This window comes from Nonomuraea rosea (assembly GCF_039539705.1).
Classification (GTDB): Bacteria; Actinomycetota; Actinomycetes; order Streptosporangiales; family Streptosporangiaceae; genus Nonomuraea; species Nonomuraea rosea.
Window position 1 is genome coordinate 65,126 of sequence record NZ_BAABDQ010000047.1, and the last position, 22,196, is coordinate 87,321.

General features: G+C 70.3%; 24 protein-coding genes. 13 read left to right on the forward strand and 11 right to left on the reverse strand.

What is annotated here, in order from left to right:
• The first annotated feature begins 31 nt into the window (after nucleotides 1-31).
• Nucleotides 32-451, forward strand: a complete 420-nt coding sequence (locus ABEA43_RS57105; protein WP_345575951.1) for a hypothetical protein — start codon at nucleotides 32-34, stop codon at nucleotides 449-451.
• Nucleotides 452-498: 47 nt separating this feature from the next.
• Here ABEA43_RS57105 and ABEA43_RS57110 read toward each other — a convergent pair whose 3' ends face one another.
• Nucleotides 499-3,027: a helix-turn-helix transcriptional regulator gene (locus ABEA43_RS57110; protein WP_345575953.1), complete on the reverse strand. Its 2,529-nt coding sequence runs from the start codon at nucleotides 3,025-3,027 to the stop codon at nucleotides 499-501.
• A 526-nt stretch (nucleotides 3,028-3,553) separates the two neighbouring features.
• Between ABEA43_RS57110 and ABEA43_RS57115 the strand changes: the two genes are divergently transcribed.
• From ABEA43_RS57115 to ABEA43_RS57140, 6 genes are all read left to right on the forward strand, one after another.
• Complete coding sequence (locus tag ABEA43_RS57115; protein WP_345575956.1) at nucleotides 3,554-4,687, forward strand: AI-2E family transporter; 1,134 nt, start codon at nucleotides 3,554-3,556, stop codon at nucleotides 4,685-4,687.
• 90 nt (nucleotides 4,688-4,777) lie between these two features.
• On the forward strand, nucleotides 4,778-5,380 hold the full coding sequence (locus ABEA43_RS57120; RefSeq protein ID WP_345575959.1) for a hypothetical protein: 603 nt from the start codon (nucleotides 4,778-4,780) through the stop codon (nucleotides 5,378-5,380).
• A 29-nt stretch (nucleotides 5,381-5,409) separates the two neighbouring features.
• Nucleotides 5,410-5,871: an RDD family protein gene (locus ABEA43_RS57125; RefSeq protein WP_345575962.1), complete on the forward strand. Its 462-nt coding sequence runs from the start codon at nucleotides 5,410-5,412 to the stop codon at nucleotides 5,869-5,871.
• 24 nt (nucleotides 5,872-5,895) lie between these two features.
• Nucleotides 5,896-6,696, forward strand: a complete 801-nt coding sequence (gene ppk2 / locus ABEA43_RS57130) for a polyphosphate kinase 2 (protein ID WP_345575964.1) — start codon at nucleotides 5,896-5,898, stop codon at nucleotides 6,694-6,696.
• 64 nt (nucleotides 6,697-6,760) lie between these two features.
• Nucleotides 6,761-7,573, forward strand: a complete 813-nt coding sequence (locus ABEA43_RS57135) for a MerR family transcriptional regulator (RefSeq protein ID WP_345575967.1) — start codon at nucleotides 6,761-6,763, stop codon at nucleotides 7,571-7,573.
• A 121-nt stretch (nucleotides 7,574-7,694) separates the two neighbouring features.
• Entirely contained in the window at nucleotides 7,695-8,837 is a 1,143-nt protein-coding gene (locus ABEA43_RS57140; RefSeq protein WP_345575969.1) for a N(5)-(carboxyethyl)ornithine synthase, read from the forward strand.
• Nucleotides 8,838-8,845: 8 nt separating this feature from the next.
• Here the strand turns inward: ABEA43_RS57140 and ABEA43_RS57145 are convergent, their stop codons facing one another.
• From ABEA43_RS57145 to ABEA43_RS57165, 5 genes are all read right to left on the reverse strand, one after another.
• Nucleotides 8,846-9,190, reverse strand: coding sequence for a hypothetical protein (locus ABEA43_RS57145; protein ID WP_345575971.1), 345 nt, complete (start codon nucleotides 9,188-9,190; stop codon nucleotides 8,846-8,848).
• A gap of 185 nt (nucleotides 9,191-9,375) precedes the next feature.
• Nucleotides 9,376-10,131, reverse strand: coding sequence for a DUF4389 domain-containing protein (locus tag ABEA43_RS57150; protein WP_345575973.1), 756 nt, complete (start codon nucleotides 10,129-10,131; stop codon nucleotides 9,376-9,378).
• A gap of 302 nt (nucleotides 10,132-10,433) precedes the next feature.
• Nucleotides 10,434-11,399, reverse strand: a complete 966-nt coding sequence (locus ABEA43_RS57155) for a LysR family transcriptional regulator (protein ID WP_345575975.1) — start codon at nucleotides 11,397-11,399, stop codon at nucleotides 10,434-10,436.
• 100 nt (nucleotides 11,400-11,499) lie between these two features.
• On the reverse strand, nucleotides 11,500-12,501 hold the full coding sequence (locus ABEA43_RS57160) for an acyl-CoA desaturase (RefSeq protein ID WP_345575978.1): 1,002 nt from the start codon (nucleotides 12,499-12,501) through the stop codon (nucleotides 11,500-11,502).
• Between the two features lie 17 nt (nucleotides 12,502-12,518).
• Entirely contained in the window at nucleotides 12,519-12,830 is a 312-nt protein-coding gene (locus ABEA43_RS57165; RefSeq protein WP_345575980.1) for a UBP-type zinc finger domain-containing protein, read from the reverse strand.
• Nucleotides 12,831-13,186: 356 nt separating this feature from the next.
• Here ABEA43_RS57165 and ABEA43_RS57170 point away from each other — a divergent pair, with 356 nt between their 5' ends.
• The 6 genes from ABEA43_RS57170 to ABEA43_RS57195 all read left to right on the forward strand — a co-directional run bounded on the left by ABEA43_RS57170 (nucleotide 13,187) and on the right by ABEA43_RS57195 (nucleotide 17,408).
• The gene (locus tag ABEA43_RS57170; RefSeq protein WP_345575982.1) at nucleotides 13,187-13,732 is read left to right on the forward strand and encodes a DUF5994 family protein; all 546 of its coding nucleotides are present in this window, start codon (nucleotides 13,187-13,189) and stop codon (nucleotides 13,730-13,732) included.
• Nucleotides 13,729-14,052 carry an STAS domain-containing protein gene (locus tag ABEA43_RS57175; RefSeq protein ID WP_345575984.1) on the forward strand — a complete coding sequence of 108 codons (324 nt, stop codon included), beginning with the start codon at nucleotides 13,729-13,731 and terminating at the stop codon, nucleotides 14,050-14,052. The genes ABEA43_RS57170 and ABEA43_RS57175 overlap by 4 nt, the downstream gene beginning before the upstream one ends.
• 71 nt (nucleotides 14,053-14,123) lie before the next feature.
• The gene (locus ABEA43_RS57180) at nucleotides 14,124-15,161 is read left to right on the forward strand and encodes an LLM class flavin-dependent oxidoreductase (RefSeq protein WP_345575986.1); all 1,038 of its coding nucleotides are present in this window, start codon (nucleotides 14,124-14,126) and stop codon (nucleotides 15,159-15,161) included.
• A 71-nt stretch (nucleotides 15,162-15,232) separates the two neighbouring features.
• A complete protein-coding gene (locus ABEA43_RS57185; protein ID WP_345575988.1) occupies nucleotides 15,233-15,712 on the forward strand; it encodes a MarR family winged helix-turn-helix transcriptional regulator in 480 nt (159 codons plus the stop codon).
• A 144-nt stretch (nucleotides 15,713-15,856) separates the two neighbouring features.
• Nucleotides 15,857-16,522, forward strand: coding sequence for a nitroreductase (locus tag ABEA43_RS57190; protein WP_345575991.1), 666 nt, complete (start codon nucleotides 15,857-15,859; stop codon nucleotides 16,520-16,522).
• 37 nt (nucleotides 16,523-16,559) lie between these two features.
• Complete coding sequence (locus tag ABEA43_RS57195) at nucleotides 16,560-17,408, forward strand: aldo/keto reductase (protein WP_345575993.1); 849 nt, start codon at nucleotides 16,560-16,562, stop codon at nucleotides 17,406-17,408.
• Nucleotides 17,409-17,410: 2 nt separating this feature from the next.
• Here the strand turns inward: ABEA43_RS57195 and ABEA43_RS57200 are convergent, their stop codons facing one another.
• The 5 genes from ABEA43_RS57200 to ABEA43_RS57220 are packed head-to-tail and all read right to left on the reverse strand — an operon-like array spanning nucleotide 17,411 to nucleotide 22,111.
• Entirely contained in the window at nucleotides 17,411-18,484 is a 1,074-nt protein-coding gene (locus ABEA43_RS57200; RefSeq protein WP_345575995.1) for an adenosine deaminase family protein, read from the reverse strand.
• Complete coding sequence (locus ABEA43_RS57205) at nucleotides 18,481-19,530, reverse strand: ABC transporter substrate-binding protein (RefSeq protein ID WP_345575997.1); 1,050 nt, start codon at nucleotides 19,528-19,530, stop codon at nucleotides 18,481-18,483. Before ABEA43_RS57205 ends, ABEA43_RS57200 begins: the two co-directional genes overlap by 4 nt.
• A gap of 27 nt (nucleotides 19,531-19,557) precedes the next feature.
• The gene (locus ABEA43_RS57210; protein WP_345575999.1) at nucleotides 19,558-20,535 is read right to left on the reverse strand and encodes an ABC transporter ATP-binding protein; all 978 of its coding nucleotides are present in this window, start codon (nucleotides 20,533-20,535) and stop codon (nucleotides 19,558-19,560) included.
• Nucleotides 20,532-21,323: an ABC transporter permease gene (locus ABEA43_RS57215; RefSeq protein WP_345576002.1), complete on the reverse strand. Its 792-nt coding sequence runs from the start codon at nucleotides 21,321-21,323 to the stop codon at nucleotides 20,532-20,534. The genes ABEA43_RS57210 and ABEA43_RS57215 overlap by 4 nt, the downstream gene beginning before the upstream one ends.
• On the reverse strand, nucleotides 21,320-22,111 hold the full coding sequence (locus tag ABEA43_RS57220; RefSeq protein WP_345576004.1) for an ABC transporter permease: 792 nt from the start codon (nucleotides 22,109-22,111) through the stop codon (nucleotides 21,320-21,322). The genes ABEA43_RS57215 and ABEA43_RS57220 overlap by 4 nt, the downstream gene beginning before the upstream one ends.
• Nucleotides 22,112-22,196: the final 85 nt, after the last annotated feature.

A 22,196-nucleotide genomic window follows, 5' to 3' on the forward strand; every position in this document is an offset into this window, starting at 1 on the left:
GAAGCCATGTCGTATCCATGGAGTGTCCGTCGTGATCAATGAGCAGTCAAAAAACGGCGATTCCCCTCATACGGGACGGATGATTTTGGCGCGCGCAGAACTGTTCACCCCTGGAGAAGGATGCCGTGACCTGACTGGAGGCATCGACTGGACGCGGGTGAAGTGCCTGGTTCCCGAAGGGAGAGCGCTTATGAGCAGCGAGCCTGAGTCCGGCGAGGTGGTGTCGCGGGGTTACGAAATCAGGATCAAAGGCCGGGTCGGAGAGGCATTCCAGTCTCTCTTCGCCGGGCTGAAGGTCACGCTGAACCCGGTGGAGACGGTGGTGCGGGGCGCGGATCTCGATCAATCGGCCCTGTACGCGCTCCTCGACCGCATCCAGGCACTGGGTTTGGAGTTGGTCGAGGTCCGCAGTTTCGCCCAGTTGGACAAGCCGGGCAACGACGAGCCTTGAGCGGAGCGCAGGATCCGCCGGGGCGGTCGCCTCGCCGATGACGGGCCTCACATGAGGGACAGTTGCTTGGCGCGGCGCACCGCCTCGCCGCGCCTCGTGACCGCCAGCTTGCGATAGATGCTCTTGAGATGCGTCTTGACGGTGTTGACGGACACGTACATCTGGACCGCGATCTCCTCGGTCGTCATCACCTTCGACAGATACCGCAGCACGTCGAGCTCGCGCTCGCTGAGTTTGCCGTACACCACGCCCTCCGCCGAGGCCGCGTCGATCTGCGGAGCGATGTGCAGGCGGGCGAGGAAGCGGAGATACGGGCGGGCGAGCTGCGGGTCGTGCCGCAGCAGCGGCTGCAGCCAGGACTTCGACCGCGCGAACGGCAGGAGCAGCTGCTCGCGTTCGCCGAGCCGCAGGGCGCGGTCCAGCGAACGGCGGCCCCTGAGGATGTCGCCCGACTGGTAGGAGAGGCAGGCGTCCAGCAGCCAGGCGTCCAGCCGTACGTCGGCGGGGAGCGCGCCCGGCTCCACCAGCACGCCGCGGACGGCCCTCGCGGACTCGGCGTGCTCGCCCGCGCGCTGGGCCGCGTGCGCGAGGACCATCGTCGCCGGCAGGCCGTCCGGCTCTCCGGCCAGTGCCTTCGCCGCGGTGGTCTGGCCCAGCAGGGCGTGCGCCTCCGCCTGGGTCAGAGCCAGCCGCCGCCGCAGCCAGGCGGGCGCCCGGACGGCGCCGCGGGCCGCGTCGAGCGCTTGTTCTGGCAGCTCCGCCACGAGTCCCGCCTGGGCGGTCGTGAGCACGTGCAGCCCGGTCAGGAAGTCGTCGGGGAACAGGGTGAGCGCCGCCTGCGCCTTGGACAGCTCGTGCTTGAGCCGTACGGGCTCGACCTGGTGGAGCGCCACCCACGCCGAGGCGAGGTGCACCACGGCGGCGCCGGGCGGCGCGGTTCGCTCCGGGAGCTGCTCGGCCCGCATGGCCAGCTCGGCGGCGCGGGCGGGCCTGCCGCGCAGCCCCTCGATGAGCGAGAGATACGCCAGGTAGGAGCGCCGCAGGACCTTTCCGTCGATCTTCAGCGCGGCGGTGACGGCCGCGCCGTAGGCGTTGGCGGCCTCGCCCAGGCGACCCTCTTCCAGCCGGAGCCGGCCGCGGGCGCCCAGCACCAGCGCGCCCACCTCCGGGTGCTCCTCCAGCTGCTTGGCCGGAAGCCGCTGGAGGAGGGCCTCGACCTCGTCGAGCGTGCGGGAACGGTCCGGATCGCGGGCAGGCTGCCCGGCCAGGCGGATCAGGCCGACGGCCAGGCGCGCGGGCAGGGCCCCCGCGTCCGGCGACCGGTCGATCAGCCGGCTCGCGCTCTCCAGCGCCGTGACGCAGGCGTCCTCGTCCCCGCGTGCGCCGGCCACGGCCGCCGTCACGAGAGCCGGCTCGATCTCCATGGCCTCGTGCGCCGGGAGGCCGGGCATCGCCCCCATCGCCGTGGTGAGCGAGCGGTCGGGTCGCAGGCCGAGCAATTGGCCCACCTCCAGCGAGTCGACGATGAGCCGGGAGGCGTAGGTCCAGTCCCTGGCGCGCGCGGCATGCCGTACCGCGTCGAGGAAGGAGCCTTCACGGGCGAACCAGGCCGCGGCGCGCCGGTTCAGCAGCGCGAGGTCACCCGGGGCCTCGTGCCGCAGCACCAGGCGCAGCGCCTCGGCGAACATCGGGTGGTATCGGTACCAGCCGTGGTCGAGCTGGATGGCGAACGCGTTGTCGTCCACCATCGCCGCGAACGAGCGTCCGGCCTCCGCGCCGGCCAGCTCGCCGGCCAGCTCCGCGTTCACCCGGTCGGGCACGCAGGTGGCCAGCAGGAGCCTGCGCCGGTCGTCCGGCTGCGCGTTGAGCACCTCCTCGATCAGGTACGCGACCACGGACTTGTCGTCGCCGGTGAACTGGGTGACGAAGCCGTCCAGGTCCGGATGCCCCTCCAAGGTGATCGCCGCCAGCCGCAGGCCCGCCGCCCACCCCTCGGTCCGGCGCAGCAGGGCCCGCAGGGACGCCGGCGTGAGCCGGACCTTGTGCTGGGCCAGCAGCTGCTCGGCCTCACGGCCGGAGAAGGCCAGGTGCTCGACCCGGACCTCCGTGAGCTCCCTGGCCAGGTGATAGCGGTGCAGCGGCAGCGGAGGGTCCCGCCGCGCGGTCACCACCAGCCGCAGCCACGGGCGTGCGTTGCCCAGCAGGCGGGCCAGCTCCCTGCTCACCTCAGAGCCGTGTGAAACGTGCAGATTGTCCAGCAGCAGCACCACCGGGTGCCCGCATTCGGCCACGTACCGGGCCAGGTCGGTGAGCGCGCTCTCCTGGTCGGGCCCATTCCAGGGAACCTTCACCCCGGCCTGGTGGAACGCCGCGACCACCATCGGCCAGAACGTCTCCGGATGCTCGTCGCCTTGCTGCAACGAGACCCACGCGACGGGGCCAGGAGCGGCGCCGGCCGTGGTGGCCCAGGAAACGACGGCCATGGTCTTGCCGGCGCCCGGAGGCCCGGTGATCACGGTGAGCGGACCCTGGGTGCCCTTGCGCAGGCGCTCGACGATTCTCGAGCGGGAGATCACCCAGGGAGGTCGTTCGGGTACGGCGACCTTTGAATTCGAGACACTCGCGGTTGTCTGTTCTGATAGCGTTCCCGGCATCATCGAAGCCACCCTTGCTCGGCCCGGGTATCAGCGCTTTGGACATTACGTGCAGAATGGGTGATTGGTTATACCCGTGCTGTATCTCACCCGGGTGAGATGCCGGGGCGAGCCTCACCCGCTGTGATTGCCTTTATCGTTCATTCAGGCCTCCCACCTGGGATCTTGTAGCCCGTCCGCATTGTCGTTGACCTGGGCTACCTCCCGCACGAGTACAGAGCGTGACGGTTTGGCGATCGGCTGTATGGATCGGCTTTGCGGATCCGTGACTCCGCCGGTCAAGCGCCCTTCCGCGGTCCCCTCGGCGCGTCAGGAGCACCGCTCTCACCCGCGCCGGGTGATGCGACCGCAGGTCCGCGAACCCACCCTGACGGTGAGAGACCGGGGATGGACGGGGTCACGGCGCGCCTATTGGGGAGTCTCGATGAGGGTGACGAGCGTCACGAGCATGAGACGTCCGGCCGCGGCCGAGCCGTCCGTACCGCCCCGCATCCGCGCGCTGGGCACGGCCGGCTGGCTGTTCACCGGAGTGGTGCTGGCGAGCGCGATCCTGCTGTTCCTGCTGGCCGCGTTGCGGCCGCTGGTCATGCCCCTGCTCGTGGCCGCCGCCCTCAGCGTCGTCTTCGTCCCGCTCGTCGACCGGCTCGCGGCGTGGGGGATGCCCAGGGCGCTCGGAGCCGTGCTGTGCTGTCTCACCTGTGTCGTGGTGGCCGTGGGGTGCGTCGTCGTCCTGGTGAGCGGGCTGCGTACGCAGTTCGACGCCATCGGCGCGGCGCTGGAGTCGGCCGTCGTCCGGGTCAAGGAGGGCGCGGCCGTGCTCGGCATCGGGCCGGAGCAGGTGGCCTCGGCCAGGACGACCATCACGGAGGCGATGCCCGAGGTGGTGTCCGTACTGGTGTCCGGGCTGGCCAAGGGCGTGCTCGCCGTCGTGCAGTCGGTGCTCGGCGTCGCGCTGGGCCTGTACCTCATCTTCTTCATGCTCAAAGACACCACGGCCACGAAGTCGGTGGTGGTGCGGCTGCTGCCGGTGCCGTCCGAGGTCGGCCGGGAGGCGGCGGACCGGGCCGCCGTGATCATCCGCCGCTACTTCCTGGGCATGACGCTCATCGCCGCGATGAACACCGTGCTGATCGCCGTGGGCGCGTTCTTCCTGCGGCTGCCCGCCATCGGCGTGATCGCGCTCGCCACCTTCCTCGGGGCCTACATTCCGTACCTGGGCGCGTTCGTGTCCGGCGCGTTCGCGGTGCTCATCGCCCTGGGCTCCGGAGGCGGGACGACCGCGGCGTGGATGCTGCTCGTGGTGGTGGTGGCGAACGGCACGCTGCAGAACATCCTCGCGCCCTTCGTGTTCGGCAGCGCCGTACGGATCCATCCGATGGTGGTGCTGCTCGTCACGGTGCTGGCCGGGCTGGTGGCGGGGCTGGCCGGGGTCGCGCTGGCCGTGCCGCTGACGGCCCTGGCGGTCGATCTGATGCGGCTGCTGAAGGAGACCCGCGCCCGGTCCCCGGCCGTCGACGGTACGGCCGCCGGCATCCCGGTCCTGGTACGGCCGTCGCCCGGCACTCCTCCCGGCGTCTCCTGAGGCCGTCCCGGCGAGCCATGCCGATCCTCGTTCCAGTCCCCGTTCCAGTCCCCGTTCCAGTTGTTGTTCGAGGCGTGAGAGGTGAACGAGATGGAAGAGCGCCCGTCGGCGCCGCGCCTGCTCCTGGCCGGGACGCTGAAGGCCGGAAGGCGCCTGCGCCTGCTCGGGGATCGGTCGCCGCCCGTGGTCAACGTGACCGTCGGACTGCTCGCCCAGGGGGCGGACGCGGGCGAGCGCCTGGTCGGCCGGTGCGCGGACGGCGTGCGCAAGGTCGCCGGGCTGCCGTCGCCGTGGCTGCGCGATCTGGTCGACACGGCGGCCGAGCACGGAGAGAGCACCATCGCCGACAGCACCCGCCAGACGTCGGCCTGGTTCAAGGACGCGGTCAACGACTCGATCACCCGGGCGACCCGGTCGTTGCTCGGCGGCGTCGTCGGCCAGGTGGTGCGCCAGGCCTCGGAGACGCTGGCGCCCGAGGTGATCGACGCCGTGCTGCCGCGCATCCGCGCCGACACCGTGCCGTTGATCATCGGCGACGTGGTGGCGGATCCGCGGATCCGCGAGCTGATCGCCGACCAGGGCCGCACCATCATGACGACCGCCGCCAGCGAGCTGCAGAACAAGATGGCGGCGGCCGACGTCCAGGTGGAGGCCGCCTTCCGGCGGCTGCGCGGTGGCGGGACAGCGACGTAGGGATGTCCTCGCCGTGCTATGCCGGAATCGTGTCACGCCTGGTGGCGATCGTGGTGGACGGGATGCTCCTCACCGTCGTCGTCCCGGTCGTCGTGCTCGGGCCGCCCCAGATGTGGGAGTCGCTGGCCGGCCCGCCGCCGTCCTGGTTCCTGTCCTGCTTCAAGCTCCTGGGCACCGCGCTGCCCGCCGTGTACTTCGCCCTCGCCTGGTGGACGACCGGGCAGACACTGGGCGGGATGGTGCTCGGCATCGCCGTCCGCCGTGCGGACGGCGGCCGGGCCGGGCTGTTCAGGTCTGTCCTGCGGGCCGTGATCGGGCTGCTGCTCGCGCCCCTGTGGTTCGCGGGAATGCTCGTGGTGCTCTCGGACGTCCGCAGGCGGGCCCTGCACGACGTGCTGTTCGGCACCGTGGTCCTGCGCCGGCCGATCCGAGCGAAGGCCTGCCCCGACCCGTCCGCCCGGACGGGTGAGCTGGATGCACCACACCCGTGATCGATGAGACGAAGGAGCCTGGCCATGGCGTCCGACAGGCTGAAGCGCAAAGTGTACGAGAAGAAGATCTTCCCCCTGCAGGCGGAGCTGGTGAAGCTGCAGGAGTGGGTCAGGGCCGAGGGCCAACGGGTGGTCGTGATCTTCGAGGGACGGGACGCGGCCGGGAAAGGGGGCACGATCAAGCGGGTCGCCGAATATCTCAACCCGCGCGTGGCCAGGGTCGTCGCGCTGCCCGCCCCGACGGAGCGGGAGCGGACCCAGTGGTACTTCCAGCGCTACATCGAGCACCTGCCGGCCGCCGGGCAGATCACGCTGTTCGACCGGAGCTGGTACAACCGGGCCGGGGTCGAGCGGGTGATGGGGTTCTGCACGCAGGAGGAGTACACCCGGTTCCTGCACCAGTGCCCCGTCTTCGAGCGGCTGCTGGTGGAGGACGGCATCCTGCTGCGCAAGTACTGGTTCTCGGTCAGCGACGCCGAGCAGGAGCGGCGCTTCCGCGACCGGCAGGAGGACCCGATGCGGCAGTGGAAGCTCTCGGAGATGGATCTGGAGTCCATCACGCGGTGGGAGGAGTACTCCCGCGCCAAGGACGAGATGATGATCCACACCCACATCCCCGAAGCGCCCTGGTACGACGTGGAGAGCGAGGACAAGCGCCGGGCCAGGATCAACATGATCGCCCACCTGCTCTCCACGATCCCGTACCACGAGGTCAAGAAGCCCCATTTCAAGATCCCGCACCGCCCTCGGTCCAGCGGCTACCGCCGGCCCCCTCGGTCGGTGGAGACCCCCGTCCCCGACGCGCTCGCACCCTCCCCGACCTGACCCCTGGTCGATCTGTTCGCGGCGCCTCTGCGCGACCCGCGCCGCGAACTGGGAGACTGGCTCGATGCTGACCATCGGCGAGCTGGCGTCGTACGCCGGAGTGACGGTGCGCGCGGTGCGGCACTATCACGCCAAAGGGCTGCTGCCGGAGCCGGAGCGGGACCGCTCCGGCTATCGGAGGTACGACGCCGGCGCCGTGGTCGAGCTGATCAGGATCAGGACCCTCGCCGAGGCCGGGGTCCCGCTGGCGCGGGTGCGGGAGCTGCTGCGGGCCGGCGAGGAGGAGTTCGCCGCGGCGGTCGCGGACATCGACCGGCGGCTGCGGGCGGAGATCCGGGAGCGGCAGCGGCACCGGGAGCGGATCGCCCGGCTCGCCTCCGGTGACGGCCTGGCGCTGCCCCCGGAGGTGGTCGGGCTCCTCGACCGGCTGCGGGCGCTCGGGGTCGACGAGCGGATCGTCCAGGTCGAACGCGACGGCTGGATCCCGCTGGCCGCGCACTCACCCGACCGAGTCCCGGAGTGGGTGGCACGCAAGCGGGAGCAGCTCGCCGACCCGCGGGTCATCGGCTTCTACCGCACCCTGGGCCAGGCGCTCGACCGGAGCGACGACGACCCGAGGCTGGCCGAGGTGGCCGGCGAGCTGGCCGCCTACCTCACCCGGCTGGCCGACGAACAGGGCGAGGGCTACGTCGGCGACGCCGGCCTCGCGCCGCCGCTCGTCAAGCTGATGGACGCACTGGCGTTCGACACCGCGCCGCCGGCCCGCCGGCTGATCGAGCTGCTGAAGGAGCGAGGCTGGACCGGCTGGACCAAGCTGGAGCGCGTGGACCGGGCACGGGGCGCGGCCGGAACGCGGCCGCCCGGCTCCGCCGAGTAGTCTGGCTGAGAAGACCGACTGGGCGCTGCACTCCCAGGTATGACCTCCCATACGCGAGCATGCGAGGGAACGTCCCCTGATGTTCCTGGTGCGGCGTACGGGGGCAATAGAGGAGCCCCACATGGATCAGCTCAGTCTCGGAGTCGTGTCACAGTCGCGCAAGGAGAATGAGCATCGGCTGGCGATCCATCCGCTGCACCTTGAGCGGATCGACGCCGATCTCCGGGACCGTATCTACCTCGAACATGACTACGGCCGGCGATTCGGCATCTCCGACAAGCACCTGGCACCGTACGTCGCGGGCTTCCTCTCGCGGGAGCGCCTGATGGCGGAGTGCGACGTCATCCTGTTGCCCAAACCACTGATCCAGGACCTCAGAGAGCTGCGTGAGGGACAGATCCTGTGGGGGTGGCCGCACTGCGTTCAGGACGCCGAGGTGACGCAGCTGGCGATCGACCGGCGGCTCACACTGATCGCCTTCGAAGCGATGAACCACTGGAAGAGCGACGGCACGTTCAACCTGCACGTCCTGCACAAGAACAACGAACTGGCCGGCTACTGCTCGGTCCTGCACGCCATGGCGCTCACCGGGACCACGGGGGACTACGGCCGGCGGCTGCGCGCGGTCGTCATCTGTTTCGGGGCGACCGGCCGGGGAGCGGTCACGGCGCTCAACGCGCACGGTGTGAACGACATCGACCTGCTCACCTTCCGCGACGTCACCGCGGTGGCCTCGCCGATCCACTCGGCGCGCATCGTCCGCTTCGAGCACGAAGCCGACGACCTCAACCGCAGTTACGCGCTGACCGACCACGGCCGGGTACCGCTCGCGTCCTTCATCGCCGACCACGACATCGTCGTCAACTGCGTCCTGCAGAACACCGACGACCCGCTGATGTTCGTCACCGAGGACGACCTGGGAGCCTTCGCGCCGGGCACGCTCATCATCGACGTGTCCTGCGACGAGGGGATGGGCTTCAGCTGGGCGCGGCCCACCACGTTCACCGAGCCGATGCTCAAGGTGGGCGACAACATCGACTACTACGGCGTCGACCACAGCCCGTCCTACCTGTGGAACTCGGCCACCTGGGAGATCAGCGAGGCATTGCTGCCGCACCTGCGCACCGTGCTCAGCGGCCCCAAGGGGTGGGACGAGGGCGACACCGTGCGGCGGGCGATCGAGATCCGGGACGGTGTCGTCCAGAACCCCGCCATCCTGTCCTTCCAGGACCGCTCACCCGACTACCCGCATCCACACGTGTAGGGCCTCGCTCAGTCACCCGCTTCCGCATCGAGGCCGCCATCCACCGCGCCGGTGTCGAGGAGGTGCGCCCCGGCATCGTGCAAGGTGATGCCGTAGCCGATCGGCGCGTCCCCAGGAGGCGCGGTGATCGCCTGGAAGCGGGTGTCGCGAGTCGGGCCGTCTCCGGCGAGGTGGCCGCGCAGGTGGCCGGCGCGGTCGTACACGGCCCAGCGCCCGGCGCCCGCCTGGGGCATGGCGGCCGGGTTGTCCTTGAGCCACTGCGCGTTGGCCGCGTGATCGGGCTGCTTGCCGGCCCCATTCGGCCGGGCGGGCTCCATGGCGGTCTGGCCTTCGGTGGTGTGAGTACTGCTCATGTCGCTTCTCGCTTTCTGACGGTGGCTGATGCCTATCAGGGGGTCATGCCGGACGCCTCACCTGCGGAGGCCCAGGGCCAGGCCGGCCAGATCGGCGCTCTGCTCCATGTTCCGCTCCTTCGGCGTGTGCCGGCTGGATCGCTGAGAGGGGCGTCACCGCGGCCCTCTCCGCGATCCGGCTGTGATCAGCCGCTGTCGGCGCCGGAGCGGACGGAAGGCCCGCTGCTCGGGGCGGTGACGCCGCCCGGGTCGTCTCCGCCGGGATCGAGGCGGAAGGGCGGGTAGCGGTCGGTCATCAGAGCGGTGTAGCCGGCGACCCGCAGTCCCCAGCGGTTCAGGCCGAGGATGAGGTCGAACAGTGGCCGGGGGTACTGGCCGGTGACGGCGAGCACGATCCCGGCGATCAGGACGAGCAGGGCGACCAGGCCGCCGCCGCCCCAGCTCCATATCTCGCCGCCGGCCTGCCGGCTGAGCCAGGCGCTGCCGCTGAACAGGATCCCGACGATCAGGAGGTGGGGGATGGCCAGGAGCCACTTGACCAGGACGAGACCGCGGTGCAGCCGCGCGGGGTACTCGACGTTCAGGCCGGCCGGATAGCCGGGAATCTCCCGCAGCGCGAACGGCGGGTAGCGGTCGGTGCCGAGCGCGTTGTAGGCGTAGTAGCCCACCCGCCAGCTCCACCGCATCACGCCGACGTTGAAGTCGAAGAGGGGCCGCGGATAGTGACCGGTGATCAGGATCGCGACCAGCGCGACGAGGCTGAGCACGGAGAAGGCGATCCACAACGGGATCAGGATCAGCACGTGCGGCACGATGAGCAGCCATTTCACCAGCCACAGCCAGCGTGACAGGGCGTCGTCCCGCCGGGCGTGCACCTGGATCGGGTACGGCTGGACCTCAGGTGTGGGAGCGCGGGTGTTCGCCGGGATCGTCGAGCTCATGGTCGTTTCCTCTCTTGGCGGAGTCGTTCTCCGTGCGGATGAACGTGCCGAGAGGCCGGACCGCGTCCACCTTGGCCGGGAGCCAGGTGGCCGCCGGGAGAGGCGGCCGACGTACGAAATGTCCTCGGTGCTGTGAATGTAGCTCATTCCGCGATGCGGGGAAATATATGCGGCCGTCATCAGTGGAATCGGCGCAGTTATCGATTGCGGTGATAACAGGGCCGGGCAATTGTTTGTTTTCGGGATCAGGCGAATGAGTAATAGCCCTTGTCATCGTCATGGGCTCCGGCGCGGTGGTGCGGTCAGGCGGCCGGGTCGCTGTCGGGCAGGAGATCGGACGGCAGCGGCGGTGCGAAGGGCGGCTGAGCCATGGGTTCGAGCCAGCCGAGCCGCTTGGCGAGCTGCCTGGCGCTGTCGATGACGGTGGCGATGCGGGGAGAGGGGTTCGTGTCGTGCCACAGGAGCGACCAGGGGTAGTGCGTGGCGGGTTCGATCAGGGGCCGCCAGGTGGTGCCCGGCCGGTTGGAGGTGCGGAAGGAGGCGGGGACGCAGTGCACGCAGCGGTGCTGGAGCACGAGGTCGGCGGCGGCGCGGGTGCTTTCGACCGTGCCCTCGTAGACGGTGGGCGCGAACCCGGCCGAGCGGCACAACTCGACGACGAAGCTGTTCAGCTCCGGCGTCTGGGACTCCTCGCCGAGCAGCAGGAGCTCGTCGGCCAGGGCGGCGACGGGCACGCCGTCCAGGCCGGCGAAGCGGTGGTCGTCGGGCACCAGCACGCCGAGCGGATCGAGTCTGATCAGCTCGGACGCCAGCGCCGGCCAGGTCTGGGAGGTGGCTCCGATGCCGATGTCCAGCCGCCCGCCGGCCAGCTGCCGGTACTGCTCGGGGGTGTCCGCTTCGACCTGGTGGATCGTGAAATCGGGGTGGGCGCGCTGGAATTCGCGCAGGATCTGCGGCATGGTGTCGTAGCCGGCGTCGATGATGCCGGCGCGCAAGGTGGGAGCTGAGGCGACGGCGTTGCGTGCGGCCTGCCCGGCCCGGCCCACGTGGTCGAGGATCTGGCGCGCCTCGACGAGGAAGACGGCCCCGGCCGGGGTCAGGTCGACATGGTGGGTGCTGCGATCCAGCAGCCGCACCCCCAGCTCGCGCTCCAGCCGCTGGATCTGCTGGCTCAGGGCCGACTGCACGATGTGCTCACGGGCCGCGGCCCGGCCGAAATGCAGCTCCTCGGCCAGGGTCACGAAATAGCGCAGCTGACGTAACTCCATGCCCCCTCCCTCAAGCGGGCGGCGCCGATCCAGATCGTCTTTCACCACTCTAGGCGGTCAAGACACTGGTGGGCAGCAGCGATACGGCAGGGGGCGCCGGTCAGTCCGCGGCCGGGGCGCGGGCTTGCCGGGGGCCGGCGGTCCGGTGGCGTTGGGTGCGGTCGTGATCGGGCCAGTGCACGTCGCTCGCCCAGCCGAGCCGCTCGAACAGGCGGATCATGGCGGCTGACGGGTCGAGCTGCCCGCGCTGGAGGCCGTGGCGGGCGCAGGTGGGCTGGCTGTGGTGGCCGTTGTGCCAGCTCTCGCCGAAGGAGAGCAGGGCCAGTGGCCACAGGTTGGTGGAGCGGTCGTGGCGGCGGGTCTTGAAGGGCCTGTCGCCGATCAGGTGGCACAGGGAGTTGACGCTCCAGGTGACGTGCTGCAACAGCGCGGCGCGGATCAGCCCGGCCCACAGGAAGGCGGTCAGTGCGCCGTACAGGGTGCCGGTGATCGCCCAGCCGGCCAGGAACGGCAGCGCCAGCGACAGCGCGCACAGCGCGGGGAAGGCGCGTGCGACGCGGGTCATGGCCGGATCGGCCAGCAGGTCGGGAGCGTAGCGCTCGGCCGGGGTCTGGTCGTCGGCGAACAGCCACCCCAGGTGGGAGTGGGCAAGCCCCCGCAGCTGCCCACGCAGGCTGGTGCCGTACCGGTAGGGAGAGTGCGGATCACCGGGCCGGTCGGTGAAGGCGTGGTGGCGGCGATGCACCGCCACCCAGTCGATCACGTTTCCCTGGAAACCCATCGACCCGGCGACCGCCAGCGCGACGCGCAACCATGGCCGGGCGGTGAAGGAGGCATGGGTGAGCAGCCGGTGGAAGCCGACCGTCACCCCCAGGCCGGTCACCACATAGAGGCCCGCGGCCAGCAGGAGGTCGGTGAGCACGACTCCCTGGCCCCACGCCAGGAAGATCGCGACGCCGAGCGCGACGAACGGCAGCACGACGATCGCCGCCGTCAGCCCGATGTGCGCCTTGCCGGCCGGTGCGTGCCGGCCGGCCTCGGGGAACGGCGATGCGCCGTCGTAGTCCTGCCGATCTTTGACCGGCTGCTGAGAAATGGTCATGAAGCCTCTTTCGTCGTCTATACAGTCCGCCGGTGCACGTAACACCATCGCCAGGTCGACGCCGGCTCTACGACCCCGGCCACGGGGTGGTCGGTTTCCTGGTAATGCGCCTTGGCGTGGCCGCCGCGCGAATCGTCGGAGCAGGCCACCCACCCGCAGGTCAGGCACACCAGCAACCTCGTCCAGGTCCGGCCGGCGCTCAGACATTCCTTGCATTCGAGTGGTCCGTGCTCCACGGCCCGGAGCACGTCGACGTGCTCGCAGCGCGGGGCCTGACCGTTCAGGCCGGCACGTGCGGACACGATCGTTCCCTCTGCGTCCAGGGTCATCACTAGCCCCTTACGGTGACAGCGACGCAAGCTGCGCCGACTTGTCCGCTACGAGTCAAGGTGATCGGCGAGCAGCCGGAAACGGGCAATCGCAGCTAGGCTCATCAGCTCAGGAGATAGCGAGTTCTGAAGGGGTTGCCGGAGCGCTCCGGCCGAAGCCGTACATTGCATGAATGCCATCGCCTGGTTTTCGCAAAATTCCCCGGGGCTCACCGGAAATCGCGTTGCCGGTCGCTGTTCCGGAATTCGGGGTATAATAAAAATACCGAGGACATTTCGAGCGTTGGCATTAAGGTCGGCGTCGCCCACGGCGATAGATCATCCGCGGGTTCGCAGCCCGGGTAGGTCAGGCGACCATGACGCCGACACTTCTCTCTCATCTGATGCCGCTCAGCGCCGTCGCGTCCGCGGTTCCGGCCAGTGACTCGACCGTCCGGCTCAGCCTCGATCCCGTGCTCGACCGGCGCGCCACCGTGGACGGGGCCTGGTGGCCGTACTCTCGCGACGCCGCCGCCGAGCTCCCCGGTCTCATCGCCGCCGTCGACCAGCGGCTCGGCCGGGTCACACTGAGCGTCGGCGTCTACCGGGACTCATGGGACCACATCCCGCGCCGCATCCAGGCGCGAGGGCGCCAGATCAGGGTCGGCTGGTTCCACCACACCGATCCCCGCGTGATCACCCTGATGTCCGCCGGGGCCGACCCCATCACCCTGCTGGTCTTCGAGCCGGGCACCGCCACCACCGCCGTCGAGGCCGCGCCCAGGCCCGCCAGCCGGGACACCACCGGCTTCGAGCTTTCCGGCACCCTCCTCACCACCCACCTTCTCGCCGCGGCGCGCACACCGAGGGGCCGGGGCCGGCTAGCCGCCGTTCCCAGCTTCTCCGATCGGAGAACCTCATGACCGTCATCGACACGGCCAGGCCCGCTGAGGCGGGCGCATCGGCCGCCACCACCGTCCATCTGTCCGGCGAGATCGACATCTTCGTCAGCAAAGCGCTTCGCCGGCGGCTGCTGGACACGCTGCGCCACAGCACGAACCTGCTCATCCTCGACCTGTCCCAGGTGTCGTTCTGCGACTCCTCGGGCCTGGCCGTGCTGGTCGGCATCCAGCGCCGCGCCCGAGCCCGGGGCATCACGCTCGCCCTGGCCAATCCGGGCCCGTACACGGCCCACATCCTGCACATCACCGGCCTGGACCGCAGCCTGCAGATCATGGCCTGACCGCGCGGGGCCTTTAGAGTGAGGTGCCGGGCCCTGTGGCCGAAGGCTCCGCACCACCTCTCGGAGGCGTCATGCGCACAGGCATCGTGGTCACGGCCCGGCCCGGAGTGGAAGACCTCGCCGTACGCGCCGAGCAGCTCGGCTTCAGCAGCTTCTGGGTCTACGACACGCCGATGCTCCACGGCGATCCGTTCGTGGCGCTGGCCCTGTGCGCGAAGGTCACCAGCCGCATCAAGCTCGGGATCGGCGTGACGTCACCGGCGTTGCGGTCCATACCGGCCGCGGCGAGCGCGTTCGCCAGCCTGAACGCGCTGGCGCCGGGCCGGATCATCTGCGGCGTCGGCACCGGGAACACCGCCCGGCGCGCCCTGGGGCTGCTGCCGGGCACGACCGCCGAGCTCGACACGTTCACCGCCGCGCTGCAGGAGCTGTGCGCGGGGCGCACCGTCGCCTACCGCGAGGGCGGCCAGGTCCGCGACATCCGGCTCCTGCATGCCGGGCCGCACGTGAACACCGCCGACCCCATCGAGTTCCTGGTGGCCGCGAACGGCCTCAAGGCCGCCGCCGTCGCCGGCCGCCGCGGCACCGGCATCATGTCCTTCGGGCTCCTGGACCCCGCCGCCTGGCACGCGCTCGACCACGCCCGCCGTCAGGCCGCCGCCGCGCCCCGCGACGCGGGCTCCTACGTCATGACCGCCCTGCACGTGCTCGACGAGGGCGAGGACCCCTACGGCGACACGGTCAAGGACGCCACGGGTCACATCGTCATGTCGCTGCTGATCTTCGCCGCCGAGGCCCCCGCCTTCGCCGGGCGTCTCGGCGCCGGGGAGCGCGACGCGGTACGGCGGCTGCTCGACCGGCGGGGCGCCACGGCCGTCGCGCCGGACCGGCACACCGCGCTCTACCCCGCCTACCTGGAGCGCATCGCCCCGGCCGACCGGGACCTGATCCTGCCGTCGCTGATCGACGCACTGACCCTGGCCGGAACGCCGGACGACCTCCGCACCCGCATCGCCACCCTGGAAGAGGCCGGGATCGACGAGATCGTCATCCATCCGGTGCTCGATCCGCCGGCGGAGATGGCCGAGCTCGCGAAACTGACGTCCTGAACCGGCTCCGGAGGGGGGACCATCTCACTTGATACGGTATCGAGTGAATGGATGGCCGGTAATGTGCCTTCATGACCGCCGACGTTCCGCACGAAACCACCGCCCCGCGGGTGACCGACCGGCCGGGGGACGCCTCGCCTTTCGCTCTCGGCCTGCTGCTGCGCCGGGCGCACTGGCGCGCGGCCGCGGTGATGACGGAGGCGCTGCGGCCGCTCGGCATCGAGCTGCGGCATTTCGCCGTGCTGATCGTGCTGGTCGACCGCGGGCCCACGGTGCAGCGGGACCTGGCGGCCGCGACGGGGTCGGACAAGGCGGGCATCATGCGGGTCGTGGACGACCTGGAGCGTGAGGGGCTGGCCGTACGCAAGGCCGTTCCCGGGGACCGGCGGGTGCGGGCAGTGGAGATCACGCCCCAGGGCGTCGAGCTGTTCGACGCCGCGCACGTGGCGGCCGAGCCGGTGGGGGAGCGGCTGGTCGCCGGCCTGGGGCCGGGCGAGGCCGAGCAGCTGGCGGATCTGCTGACCCGGTTCGCCTATCCCGACGCCGAGTAGCGGCAGGCCGGGCGCGGAGAACGGTGCGGCGCCCGCTCACGGCAGGCTTCATGGGTCACCATGTTTCCGAGGCGGGACCTCGCCTGCCCACTTAGTAGTATTGAATGATACTGTCGTGAATGTAACGAAGGGAGGTGGGTGATCGTGGACGTCTATGAGGCGGTCACGAGCCGGCGGGCCGTTCGCGGATTCACCGACCGGCAGGTCCCGGGGAAGGTGCTGGAGCGCGTGCTGTCCGCCGCGGCCTGGGCGCCGTCCGGATCGAACCTTCAGCCGTGGAACTCGTACGTGGTGACCGGCGGGCCGCTGGCCGAGCTCAAGAAGCGGGCCGGCCGGCGCGCGGCCACCGGCGACCCGTGGGACGAGCGGGAGTACGAGATGTACCCGTCCGAGTTGAAGTCCCCGTACCGCGAGCGCCGATCCGCCTTCGGCGCGGAACGCTACGGCGCACTCGGCATCTCGCGCGACGACCTGGAGGCACGCCAGCGGGCCGCCGTCGCGAACTGGGACTGCTTCGGCGCGCCCGCCGCCCTGTTCTGCTACATCGACCGCGACCTGGGCCCGCCCCAGTGGGCCGACGTCGGCATGTATCTGCAGACCGTCATGCTGCTGCTCCGCGCGGAAGGGCTGCACAGCTGCACGCAGATGGCGTGGTCGGTGTATCGCACGACCGTCGCGGAGATCCTGTCGCCCCCGGACGAGCTCATCCTCTTCTGCGGCATGTCGATCGGCTACGAGGACGCCACGGCAGGCCACCCCCGTACGGGCCGGGCGCCGCTCGCCGAGACCGTCACGTTCGTCGGCGGTTAGCAGAAGTTCCCATGAGCACCACAACACAAGGAGAGACATGACCGACCGATTCCGCCTCGGCGGCGACCGCACGATCGACCGGCTCGGCTTCGGCGCCATGCGCCTGCCCCAGAGCGGCCCCGGCGGCCCCGCCCGCGACCCCGAGTCCGGCCGCGCCGTCCTGCGCCGGGCCGTCGAGCTCGGCGTCGACCACATCGACACCGCCGACTTCTACCGCAGCCAGGACGGCTCGGTGCGCGCCAACGCCCTGATCCGCGAGACGCTGTCCCCGTACCAGGACGCCCTGGTCATCGCCACCAAGGTCGGCCCGATCTTCGGTCCCGGCGGCCCCCGCCAGGGCACCGCCGCCGATCTCCGGCCGCAGGTCGAAGCCAACCTCGAAAGCCTCGGCCTGGACCGCCTCGACCTGGTCTATTTGCGCGTCGGCACGATGGAGGTCCCGCACGGCGAGTCGCTCGCCGAACGCTTCGAGGCGCTCGCCGCGCTGCGCGAGGAGGGCCTGATCCGGCACCTGGGCATCAGCAACGTCGATGCCGGCCATCTGGCCGAGGCCCGCGCCATCGCTCCCGTCGCGGCCGTCCAGAACAACTTCCACCTCGCCAACCGCGCCGAGACGGCCGTCCTGGACGCCTGCGCGCAGGCCGGCATCGCCTTCGTCCCCTTCTTCCCCCTCGGGGGCGGCCGGACGGGCATCGACGACCCCGGGCTCGTCAAGGTCGCCGAGCGGCACGGCGCCACCGTTCAGCAGATCGCCCTGGCCTGGCTGCTGGCCCTGTCCCCGGTGGCCCTGGCCATCCCCGGCACCGGCTCCGCGGCCCACCTGGAGGAGAACCTGGCCGCCCGCTCGATCGCCCTCACCGAGGAGGACCTCGCCGACCTCGCCTGACCTTACTCCAGGCTCGCGAGCTCGCTCTCGAAGCGCCTGCGCAGCGCGTCCTTCTCCGGCTCGGGCAGCCAGCACGCCGCCACCCCGGCCAGCGCCATCGCGCGCAACCGCTCATCCGGTACGCCGAGCTGATCGGAGAGGATCCGATACTCGTTCGCCAGCGACGTCGGGAACATCCCAGGGTCGTCGGAAGCGGGAATGACGTTGAGCCCGGCGTCGAGCATCGCCTCGATCGAGGCCCGCCGCCACGGCCGCCACGAGCGCCGCGAGGTGGTCGAGATGACCGTGAACGGGATCTGCTCGTCCCTGACCCTGGCCACGACCTCGTCGTCCTCCAGGACGAAGTAGCCGTGGTCGATCCGGTCGCACCCGAGCACGTCGAGGCAGGTGATCGTGTTCACGGCGACGGGCGCGTGCTCGGAGGAGTGCGCGGTACGGCGCAGCCCGGCCGCGCCGGCGAGCCGGAACGCGGCCTCGAACCGCTCGGGCGGCCCGGCGGTCTCCAGGTTGTCCAGCCCGATCCCGGCCACGTAGTCGTGCGGGTGGTCCGCCACTGTGCGCACCCAGGAGAGCGCCTCGTCGCCCGACCTGCTCCGGTCGACCGCCGCGATGAGCCTGCCCGACATGCCGAAGTCGCGTTCGGCCATCCTGATGCCCTCGGCGTACGCCTCGACCACCGTGGCGTAGCCGAGCTTCTCCTGATGTTCGGTCAGCGCGTCGAAGGAGAGCTCGAGGTGCCTGGTCGCGCTGGTCCGGTGGGCGTTCTCGAACGCCTCGTAGGTGATCCTGGTGAGATCGTCGGCGTCGCGCAGGACCTGGAGGACCCACGAGGACACCTGGAACAACGAGTAGGAGACCTCGGGCTCGTCCGCGCTCCTGCCCTGCGGGACCGGGACCCGGGTGTTCAGGTAGAGCGCCGGGTCCGGCGGGAGCGAGTTCACGTCCGCGTAGATCCGTTCTGGCGAGTCGGGCAGGTCGAGCCCTTCCCGCTTGGCCAGCTCGGCGAAGGTCGAGGCGCGCACGGTGCCGATGAGGTGGCAGTGCAGATCGACCTTGGGCATCAGGTCGAGATTCACTTGCCGGCCACCTCACGGGCGAAGCGGTCGACCCAGGTGGCGCGGGTGTCGACGAGCTGGGTGGGGTCGAGGGTCTTGAACCCGGCGGCCACGGGGTCCTTCGCCGCCTCGCCGGTGACCTTGGCGATGTCGGCCGGGATCTCGGCCTTCGGGTTCGTGGGCAGGTCACCGGCGGCCTTCGCCATGGCGCTCTGCGCCTCGGCCGACAGCATGTAGTCGATGAACTTCGCCGCCCCCGCCTGGTTGCGCGCGCCCTTGGGGATCATCGCCCGGTTGGTGGCCATGTAGCGGCCCTTGGCGGGAGCCGTCCAGGCGATCGGCTCGCCCGAGGTGACCAGCTTGGTGGCGAAGCCGCTCAGCGCGTCGGCGGCGACGATCTCGCCCTGGGTGAGCAGGTTCGTGACCTCGGTCGAGGAGGTGTAGAACTGCAGGACGTTCGGCGCCCAGCCGGACAGGGTCTGCAACGAGGTGTCGATGTCGTAGGGGCCCTTGCCGTACGACTCGCCCACCCCCGAGATCATGAGCTGCCCGGCGGTCACCGAGATGTCGGGCAGCGCGACCTTCCCCTTGTTCGCCGGGTTCGCGAACAGCTCCCAGTCGGCGGCCTGCTTCTGGCTGAGCTTGCCGGTGTTGTAGATGATCCCGTTGAGCTGGTGGGTGTAGGCCGGGCCCTCGTAGGAGCCCTCGGTCGCGAACGGCGCGAGCTCCTTGACGTTGGGCACGTCGACCTTCTGGAAGAGCCCGTCCTTCTGCCCGAGCGCGGCGAAGTAGTCGGAGATCAGCACCACGTCCGCCTCAGGCTCACCCTTGGCGAGCTTCAGCTTCGACAGCCGGTCGGCGTTGGAGCCGGTGTCCAGCTCGACCTTGATCCCCGTCTGCTTGGTGAACGGCGCGACGACCGCCTGCTCGAACTCCTTCACCCCGAAGGGGAAGGTGCTGACGACGAGGGTGTTCTGATCGGCCTGCTTCTCGGAGCCGGAGCCGGAACATCCGGCTGCGGCGAGCACTGTCAGAGCAGCGGCCAGTACGGCACGGCGCGTGGGCATGGGGTCGTTCCTTCTCTCGGCGGGCTTTCAGCGGGGGAGTGGGACCAGGTGGTCGTCGGGCGCGATCACCGTGACGCGCGCTCCGGGGGTCAGGGCCGCGCCACCGCGCACGTCGGCGAGCAGCCTGACGGTCGCGCCCGACGGGTCGGCCACGTCGAGCGAGACCAGCAGGTCGACGCCGCGGAAGGCCACGTCGGCCACCGTCGCGTCAAGACCGGGGCCGTTCTCGGCGATGCGCAGATGCTCGGGCCGGATGGTCAGCGGGGTGCCGTCGGCGGCGGTGAGGAAATTCTCGTAGCCGAGGAACTCGGCGACGAAGCGGTCGGCCGGACGGGGGAAGATCTGCTGCGGGGAGCCCTGCTGCACGATCCTGCCCTCGTTCATGATGACCATCTCGTCGGACATCTCCAGCGCCTCGTCCTGGTCATGGGTGACGAGGATGACGGTCAGCCGGGTCTCCGCCTGGATGCGCCTGATCTCGGTCCGCATCTGGACGCGCAGGCGGGCGTCGAGGTTCGACAGCGGCTCGTCGAGCAGCAGGAGCTTGGGCCTGATCGCGATCGCCCTGGCCAGGGCCACCCGCTGCTGCTGGCCGCCGGAGAGCTTCTTCGGCTTGCGGCCGGCCAGGTGCGCGAGCCCGACGAGCTCCAGCGTCTCCATGACCCGCGACCGTCTCTCCGCGGCCGGCACCTTGCGCAGCTTGAGCCCGTAACCGACGTTGTCGGCCACCGTCATGTGCGGGAACAGCGCGTACGACTGGAAGACCATCCCCAGGTCGCGCTTCTCCGGCGGCGTGCGCGTGCTGTCGATCCCGTCGATGCGGATCGTCCCCGACGTCGGCGCCGAGTAGCCCGCGATCATCCTGAGCGTGGTGGTCTTGCCGCAGCCGCTCGGGCCCAGCAGCGTCGTCAGCTTCCCGGAAGGCACGGCGAGGTCGATCTCATCGACGGCGGTGAAGGAGCCGAACCTCTGGGTGACTCCGATCAGCTCGGCGGCGGCGGTCATTGGTTGATCCCTCCGAAGATCTTGGCGAATCCGACCGTGCGCTCGGCGATCACCGCGATGACCACGGTGGCGGCCAGGATGAGGGTGGAAGCGGCGGCCACCATCGGGTCGTAGGACTGCTGCACGTAGTCGAGCATCGTCACCGGCAGCGTCCGGAAGTCGCGCCCCTGCAGCAGCAGCGACAGCGGCACGTTGTTGAAGGACGTGACGACGCTGAGCAGCCCGGCGGAGAAGATCCCAGGACGCAGGACGGGCAACGTCACGTTGAAGAACGCGCGCAGCGGCGAGGCGCCGAGCCCCCGGGCGGCCTCCTCCAGCCCCGGGTCGGCCAGCGCGAGCGAGGCGCCGGTCACGCGCACCGCGTAGGGCAGCATCAGCGCGGTGTGCCCGACCAGCAGGGTGCTGAAGTTGTCCAGGTCCAGGCCGACCATCAGCTGCTGGAACAGCGCGAGGCCGACGACCAGCTCGGGGACGATGAGCGGCGACAGGAACAACCCCTCGACCAGGCCCTTGCCGGGAAGCTTGCCACGGTGGATGGCGAGCGTGGCGGGCACGCCGACCAGCAGCGCGAGCACGGTGGCGAGGACGGCGAGCTCCAGGCTGGAGATCGCGGCCTCGATGAACGGCTCGTAGCCGAGCGCCTCCCCGAACCAGCGCAGCGAGATCCCGTCGGGCGGGAACCTCAGGGTGCTTCCCGCCGTGAAGGCGGTGGCGACCACGAAGATGATCGGCACGATCATGATGACGTAGCCGATGACCGCGAGCGCCGCCGTGATCGGCCGCTTCATGAGGTGGCCCCCTTCCGCCCGATCAGCGAGGACAGCCCGGAGACCAGGAAGACCAGGACCGTCATGATGAGCGCCGTCGCCGAGGCGGAGGCCCAGTCGAGCGTGGTGCTCGCGTAGTTGAAGAGCTGCGTGGAGAGCATCCGCTGGCTGGAGCCGCCGAGCAGATAGGGCGTGGTGTACGCGGTGACGGACCCGGCGAAGACCAGGGTGGCGGCCACCACGATGCCCGGCATGGTCAGCGGGATGACGACGTTCCACATCGTCCGGATCCTGCTCGCGCCGAGCCCGCGCGAGGCGTCGTCCAGGCCGGGATCGACCTGGGCCACGGCCGAGTAGCAGGAGATGATCGCCAGCGGCAGGAACAGCTGGGTGAGGCCGAGGACGATCGCCAGCTTGGTGTAGAGCAGTTGCGGCGCCACGTCCACGAGGCCGAGCTGCACGAGCAGCTGACCGAGCGCCCCCTTGGAGCCGAGGATCACCAGCCAGCCGAACGTCCGCACCACGTTGCTCAGCATCAGTGGGAAGATCGCCACTGCCAGGAAGATGCCGCTCCAGCGCGACGGGGAGCGGGCCAGCCAGTAGGCGATGGGAAAGCCGAGGACGACGCAGATGATCGTGACAGCCAGGGCCAGCCCGACCGTACGCCCGATCACCTCCAGGTCGTAGGGATCCGTGAGCATCTCGCCCAGGCGTGCGAAGATCTCGCCGGTCGGCACGTCCGGCGGCGCGAAGAGCATCGCGGCGGAGGGGATGAGGAATCCCGCGACGAGGAGGACGAGACCGGGCACCAGTAGAAAGGCCGATTTGCGGGAGATGTCGGCATCCTTTCTCAGTGGCGTACGCTGGGGGTGGAACCGGTTGCGGAACCGGTTG

Coding starts and splice junctions, on each gene's coding strand:
- ppk2 (WP_345575964.1), top strand. CDS start 5,896: ATGGCGTCCGACAGGCTGAAGCGCAAAGTGTACGAGAAGAAGATCTTC.
- ABEA43_RS57185 (WP_345575988.1), top strand. CDS start 15,233: ATGACCGCCGACGTTCCGCACGAAACCACCGCCCCGCGGGTGACCGAC.
- ABEA43_RS57175 (WP_345575984.1), top strand. CDS start 13,729: ATGACCGTCATCGACACGGCCAGGCCCGCTGAGGCGGGCGCATCGGCC.
- ABEA43_RS57195 (WP_345575993.1), top strand. CDS start 16,560: ATGACCGACCGATTCCGCCTCGGCGGCGACCGCACGATCGACCGGCTC.
- ABEA43_RS57180 (WP_345575986.1), top strand. CDS start 14,124: ATGCGCACAGGCATCGTGGTCACGGCCCGGCCCGGAGTGGAAGACCTC.
- ABEA43_RS57160 (WP_345575978.1), bottom strand. CDS start 12,501: ATGACCATTTCTCAGCAGCCGGTCAAAGATCGGCAGGACTACGACGGC.
- ABEA43_RS57145 (WP_345575971.1), bottom strand. CDS start 9,190: ATGAGCAGTACTCACACCACCGAAGGCCAGACCGCCATGGAGCCCGCC.
- ABEA43_RS57120 (WP_345575959.1), top strand. CDS start 4,778: ATGGAAGAGCGCCCGTCGGCGCCGCGCCTGCTCCTGGCCGGGACGCTG.
- ABEA43_RS57150 (WP_345575973.1), bottom strand. CDS start 10,131: ATGAGCTCGACGATCCCGGCGAACACCCGCGCTCCCACACCTGAGGTC.
- ABEA43_RS57140 (WP_345575969.1), top strand. CDS start 7,695: ATGGATCAGCTCAGTCTCGGAGTCGTGTCACAGTCGCGCAAGGAGAAT.
- ABEA43_RS57155 (WP_345575975.1), bottom strand. CDS start 11,399: ATGGAGTTACGTCAGCTGCGCTATTTCGTGACCCTGGCCGAGGAGCTG.
- ABEA43_RS57205 (WP_345575997.1), bottom strand. CDS start 19,530: ATGCCCACGCGCCGTGCCGTACTGGCCGCTGCTCTGACAGTGCTCGCC.
- ABEA43_RS57210 (WP_345575999.1), bottom strand. CDS start 20,535: ATGACCGCCGCCGCCGAGCTGATCGGAGTCACCCAGAGGTTCGGCTCC.
- ABEA43_RS57135 (WP_345575967.1), top strand. CDS start 6,761: ATGCTGACCATCGGCGAGCTGGCGTCGTACGCCGGAGTGACGGTGCGC.
- ABEA43_RS57215 (WP_345576002.1), bottom strand. CDS start 21,323: ATGAAGCGGCCGATCACGGCGGCGCTCGCGGTCATCGGCTACGTCATC.
- ABEA43_RS57170 (WP_345575982.1), top strand. CDS start 13,187: ATGACGCCGACACTTCTCTCTCATCTGATGCCGCTCAGCGCCGTCGCG.
- ABEA43_RS57115 (WP_345575956.1), top strand. CDS start 3,554: ATGAGACGTCCGGCCGCGGCCGAGCCGTCCGTACCGCCCCGCATCCGC.
- ABEA43_RS57165 (WP_345575980.1), bottom strand. CDS start 12,830: ATGACCCTGGACGCAGAGGGAACGATCGTGTCCGCACGTGCCGGCCTG.